The 5,539-nt window shown below is 62.7% G+C and carries 4 protein-coding genes; all 4 read right to left on the bottom strand.

Going from position 1 to position 5,539, the window contains the following annotated elements; all coding sequences use genetic code 11:
- Nucleotides 1-561: 561 nt before the first annotated feature.
- The 4 genes from QRN52_RS20765 to QRN52_RS20750 are packed head-to-tail and all read right to left on the bottom strand — an operon-like array spanning nt 562 to nt 5,364.
- Nucleotides 562-1,479, bottom strand: coding sequence for a TniQ family protein (locus tag QRN52_RS20765; RefSeq protein WP_284755488.1), 918 nt, complete (start codon nt 1,477-1,479; stop codon nt 562-564).
- Complete coding sequence (locus QRN52_RS20760) at nt 1,476-2,504, bottom strand: ATP-binding protein (RefSeq protein WP_284755486.1); 1,029 nt, start codon at nt 2,502-2,504, stop codon at nt 1,476-1,478. The genes QRN52_RS20765 and QRN52_RS20760 overlap by 4 nt, the downstream gene beginning before the upstream one ends.
- Nucleotides 2,495-4,585: a TnsB C-terminal domain-containing protein gene (locus tag QRN52_RS20755; RefSeq protein WP_284755485.1), complete on the bottom strand. Its 2,091-nt coding sequence runs from the start codon at nt 4,583-4,585 to the stop codon at nt 2,495-2,497. Before QRN52_RS20755 ends, QRN52_RS20760 begins: the two co-directional genes overlap by 10 nt.
- Nucleotides 4,586-4,599: 14 nt before the next feature.
- Entirely contained in the window at nt 4,600-5,364 is a 765-nt protein-coding gene (locus QRN52_RS20750; protein ID WP_284755483.1) for a TnsA-like heteromeric transposase endonuclease subunit, read from the bottom strand.
- Nucleotides 5,365-5,539: the final 175 nt, after the last annotated feature.

The raw sequence follows: 5,539 nt of genomic DNA, 5'->3' as shown, positions 1-5,539 counted from the left end.
TGTCCTGTCTCAAATAAGTTGAACCACGTCGCCCCGGAAATACGCGGTCAGGTCAACTAAAGTGAGACGAATTTCCCCGATTTGTCTCACTTTAGTTGACCCAAATCGTCGAATCCCTCTACGTCAGGCCTCATCTGCCGCTGCCGCTGGGCACATTGCCGTGCCCGAGATCTTGTGCCCTCCCTGTTCGACAAGGTGGCAGTCGCTTGTAGCCTCCGGAAATGGGTGAGTCTGAGATTCCCAGGCGGTTGCAGCCAAGATGACCTGCGGCGGCTTTCGCGCTCAGTTCATCCTGTGGTCGATTTGGACCGTGCTGCAGTTGGCATTGGTGGTCAGTCGGTCTGGTTACGGAACCGTGCGATTTGTTCGTCTCGCTTCACTTTCCGATTGATGAAGATTGACGCGAAGCCTCCTAGCGCTCCGGCCGCTGCTAGGAAGAGAACGCCAAGCCACCCGAGCAGCTGGAACAGCACCCAACACATAACCAGGAAACATACGATCCATATGACGCGTTTCGTCGTCTTGCCCATGGTTCATCCTATTGTCCGGAGCGCCCCCGGGTTAGGCGCTTTCACTTCGCTTCTGGTAAGACGTTCCGATCTGGGGGGCAGACGGACGAATCGTGTCTGACCCTCGAAATCCTGGCAGCCAGTCGGTGTCCATCCAGTGCCGAAGGGGGTCTGAGGCTCCGCGGGGCTGCCAGCCGTCCGTGACTTCAACGCTGATGCGGTCCAGGAACCGGCCGGGGTGGCGTGAGTGCGCTATTTCTGCCCAGTGCGGTGAACTGATCGCGGCGGTGACCCTGACGATCGCGGGGTAAAGGGAAGCGGCGACGACTGCGTGGCTGTTGGCGTACCGGGGCTGGTCGGCTGCCAGTTCGTCGTAGGTTTCGGTGGTGGCGTTGAAGTGGTGGAACTGGTCGTACCAGCGCCAGTTGATGACACAGGCGATGTGGAATGCTTTACGCACTCCGGAGCGTCCGTGCCGGGCGATGAGGTTCCTGTGGTGGTGCCAGGCCGCGGTGATCTCAGGGGCGGCCCGGATGGAGAACTGGTCGGTGAAGCCCGTGACGCCATCGCCGATCCAAAGACCATGGCGCGGGCAGATGACGTGTTCGTGGGTGCTGTAGATTTCCACGTATCGGCCGGCACCGCGGGCAAGGGTGCAGCGCTGGCAGGCGGTGGTGTGGGTTGTGCGGGTGGGGCGGCCGGCCAGTTTCTGCCGCAGTGATGGATCCGGGTCGTGTTGGCCCAGTTGCGGCATCGCGAGCAAGAGGACGGCAGGGGCGTTGTCCGTCCATGCTGCCAGGCTTTCGAGCCATGGCCTCCGGCTCGCCTTCAAGAGCGTTCTGAGCTGCCGGGGCTGGAGGGCGTTCGCCGTTTCGAGCCTCCGGACGAAGGAGGGAGTTGTCTCGTCCTTGTAGGGATGGATGGGGCGGGGCAACGGCCGCGAAGGGAGCCGGACTGCGGCGGTTGTCATCGCGCGGATGGGGTGGTCGTGGCCGGCCGGGGTGCGAGGGATTCGGCGGCATGGTCGATGCTCGTCTCGTTCAGCAGTTCGCGGTCGATCTTCTCGGTGCCGGTCAGGATGGCCATGATGGCGGCCTGCCGGATCAAGTGGGAGAGGCTGCTGATGCTGCCGCCGGCGCGGTAGTGCAGATGCTGGGCCTGGGCAGTGAGGGTGCCGGGCGCGTGGTGGTGCAGGCGAAGGCCGTTTTCGAGGGTGGCGACCAGGGCCTCCCATTCCTCGGTGAACGGGAACGGGCCGGTGGTCTTGAGAACGGAGCGGGCGGAGATCTGCCGTCCCCGGAGCCCGGTGAACAGGCCGGAGTTTTCGACGTTGATGCCCGCGTAAACGAAGGTCGCGGGCATGTGTTCGGTGAAGTATTTGAGGTGGTCGGACATGTCCTCGCCGGCGCTGGTGGCCAGGTTCAGGTTGTGGATCTCGTCGACGAGGACGAGGTCCGTCTTGGCGTCTGTGAGGACCTGGCAGACGGCATCGGCGATGTCGGTGACGTTTTGGCGGGGACGTTGGGGCAATCCGAGGAAGTTGGCGAATTCGCTGGCCAGTTTCCGCGGGGAGCCTTTCGGCGGGGTGGTGATGTAGACGACCGGGATGCGGTCCTGCCTAGGGTATTTGCGCCGGATGAGCAGCTCGTGGGTCTTGCCCAGGAGTTTGATGGCCGTGGTTTTGCCGGAGGCCCAAGGCCCGGAGACGACCAGTCCGCGGCGGGCGCTGATCTCGCGTTGGTTGAGCATCATCAACAGCCGGCCCTGATTCGTGATGGATCGAACCGTTGAGGTTTCCACGATGACCAGTTCGGAGTGGTAGCTGATGCGCTGCTCGTCGTAGCGTTCACGCTCGATAGCACTCATGGCTGCCAGGGTTGCGGGATCGGGCGGGTCGATCGTGGGCGCGATGGAGGTGACGAAGCTCCGCCAGCCCTGCAGGGTAGTGGTCGGCGCGCGGCTGGTGCTGGGGAGTTCTGCTGTTTCTACCACCATTCGTCTGCCTTTTCCTGGGGGTTGTAGATCTTCAACGGGATGATCTTCGCCAACTTTTGCGAATCCACGGCTTGCTCCGCGGATGATGCGGCCGTTGTTTCGGACTGTGGGATAGGTGCCGGTTTCGGTAGTTGTTGATCGATATGGGGGCTCGGGCGTCGGGCGCCCAGCGCGGCAGTGTTGCGGGCGGCGGCATGCCGATCTTTCCTGTTCCTCGTCCGCGGTTTGGCCGGTGGTGAGGCTTTGTCGAGGATGTTGTTCACCGCGATCCTGATCTCGTCCTCCGAGGGCCTGGTGATGCCGCGTTGTGCGACGATCTGGCGTCCGTAGGCCCAGATGTCCTCCCCGAAGGGTTGGGGAGAGCCGGACAGGTGCCTCCAGTAGGCGGTGATCCAGCCGCCGTCGATATGGTTGCGGATCCAGACACAACCGGCATCGTAAGGGTCGTACCTGACCTCCCACAGGCCATTGAGCGCTTTCATCCCGGATTTCTGGCCGCGGTAGGGATTCAAATCGGCGGTGTCGTAGACCCGGTGGCGGATCTTGACTCCGTAGCTGTTGATCACTCGCGTTTCGGCGGGCAACAGTTCCAGGTATTCCTCCGACCCTAGCGGGACCGGGACGTAGCCGCTGACCGCGAGAAGGGCCGCGTATTTCTCGTTCGGTGTCAGCACCCGGGAGGGGGTGAAAGGGTCCCGTAGCCCGTCGTGGGGGCGGTTCTGCCAGCCGGTGACGATCCATTCATCGAGGAGGTCCTGGATCTCCAGCAGGGAGAACACGGCCTGGTGTTCGGCGTTTTTGCCGCGCCGCTCGACCGAGGAACCCAGGTAGCCGGTGACGTATTGGGCAAAGAGTGTGCCGATGGACTGCAGGGTCCGTTCGATGACGGGCTTGTCCGTGGGCGTGTCGGGGTGGGCTGGCTGCAGGCTGATGCCCAGGCTGCGGCAGGCGCTCTTGAAGGTGTTGGACAGATAGGCCTTGCCGTGGTCGCAGACAATGGTTTCCGGAACGATGACCGGTTTCGCAGCCGCACCGGCCAGTCGTTCGTCGATGGATTTCATCGACCGGTAGGGCAGGGCGGAAGCGGCCATTGATGCCGCTTCTGCCCACCCGGGCCGCATCAGCTCCGGAGTCAGGCAGCGTGCGAGCAGCAGGGCCGCATCCACGGCCTTCGTCGTGGGTCGGACGACCGCCGCAGGGATGCTTCGCGTCGCGATGTCGACCATCGCGGTCAGCTCGACCCGGCCGATGACGCCGTCGTCGAGTTCGACGGCGATGTCCAGGGGAGTGGAGTCGATCTGCATTAGTTCCCCGGGCCGGACCGGGTAGACGGCGGCGAAAGGTCCCTCCGGTTGTTGGGCGAGGGTGCGACGGGTGCGGGCGGAGCCGGTGGCGTGCCGACCTTCGGCAAGCCGGCCCACCAAGCGGTGAAACGTGGCGCGGGACGGCAATGAAACTGTTCCGGAACCATATTCGGTGTCCAGTTCCTTGCAAACCTGGTGCATCAGGCGGTCTGTGGTGCCGGTGGATTGGTGGGTGTTGTGCTCCAGTACCTTAACGAGGGCGTCAACGACGCGCTGGTCCGTCTGGCCTGCCACGGGGTCACGCCGGATGAGACGCTGATCGATGAGGCCGAGTAACCCCTGCCGCTCGTAGGCGCGGCGCAGGCGCTGGATCTTGCTGAGGCTGAAGTCTTCTCCCAGCTCGTGGAGTTCCGCCATCTTGGCCAGGTCCCGCTGCCGGGGAGTAGTCAGCTGGGGGTTGTAGATTCGTTTGGCCTCGTGGTTCGGATCAGCATTGCAGGGGACGCCATCGAGGAGTTCGGTGACGTGTCCTTCAAGCCACCGAGCCCTACTTCGGACCCCCTGGGGCAGCGACTCGAACAGCATTGACGGTCCCGTGATCCTCCGCCGCTGCGGTGCGGAGTCCAAGATTTTGAAGCTCTTATCGGCGAAGAGGGATCCCAATTTGATGCTGACGGGTGGCTTACCGCTGACGGCGAGCATGGCCACATCGCCGTCAAGGGCCGTGAACCGATACCTGAGCCCGCGGAACTCAACGTCATCTCCAAGCTTCAGCATGCCGTGACCTCCTGTCACCGTGCCTCCTCCAACGACACCACGGCCTCCTTGCCAAGGCTGCAGCGGTGCAGATCCGTGCTGATTATGCGGCTCCACAGCAGGTGGAACAGTGTCGGCAAGACAGTGACCGGGTCGCCCGCCGCAGCCATGAGGTCACGTATCGACGCCGGGCCGTTCGAGAGGATGTCCGTCAACAACGTCACCTTGGCTTCGCGCGAACACCGTGGATGACGGTAGCCAGCGAGCCACCGCAGATTCGCCAGAAGAACCGGAGGCAGGGCGCCGAGCCGACGGTAGCTCCAGCCGACGTGGCCGCACAGGTCCTTGGTTGCCTGGAAAACGTCCCCGTCGGCTGGTGTCACGAGGGCGTCCGGCCGAACGTCAAGCACGACGGCGGACCCGTCGCGACGGCGGATGAAGTAGTCAGGGACGTGGGACTTCTGGGGGAGTGATGGAGGCAAGGTGATGCTGAAAGGCTGGGATGAAACACCAATGACGTCAGGGTCAAAATCCAAGGACATCAGGCGATCACGTTCGCACCAGGATTCGAACCCGACATGGCGTTGATTCGTCGCACACCACCACAAGCCGGCGAAGTTGTGTTGCCCCTTGAATGCTGCTGTTTGACGGATCGGGAGGACGTCCTCAAATGCGACCATCCAGCAATCCGCTAAGGACGCAGTTGCCGGAGCGCTGCTGAACCGCTCCCTGAACGTCAGGGTGCCTGCAAAATCGTGCTGCCCGGCAAAACTGTCGGACGCCGCCATCGAGCGTCCCATGGCACAAAACCGTATTAGCTTGGGTCGGCAAACTGCGTCAACTAACGTGAGACACGCCGGGTGAATGCGTCAACTAACTTGAGACAAGCCGCCAGGATGCGTCAACTAACTTGAGACAAACTTGGCTAATGCTCCAACTAAGTTGAGATTGCGTCACTTTAGGTGAGACAGGACA

It is taken from the genome of Arthrobacter sp. efr-133-R2A-120, assembly GCF_030209835.1.
Lineage (GTDB): Bacteria > Actinomycetota > Actinomycetes > Actinomycetales > Micrococcaceae > Arthrobacter.
This window is presented reverse-complemented; position numbering and strand designations above follow the sequence as displayed.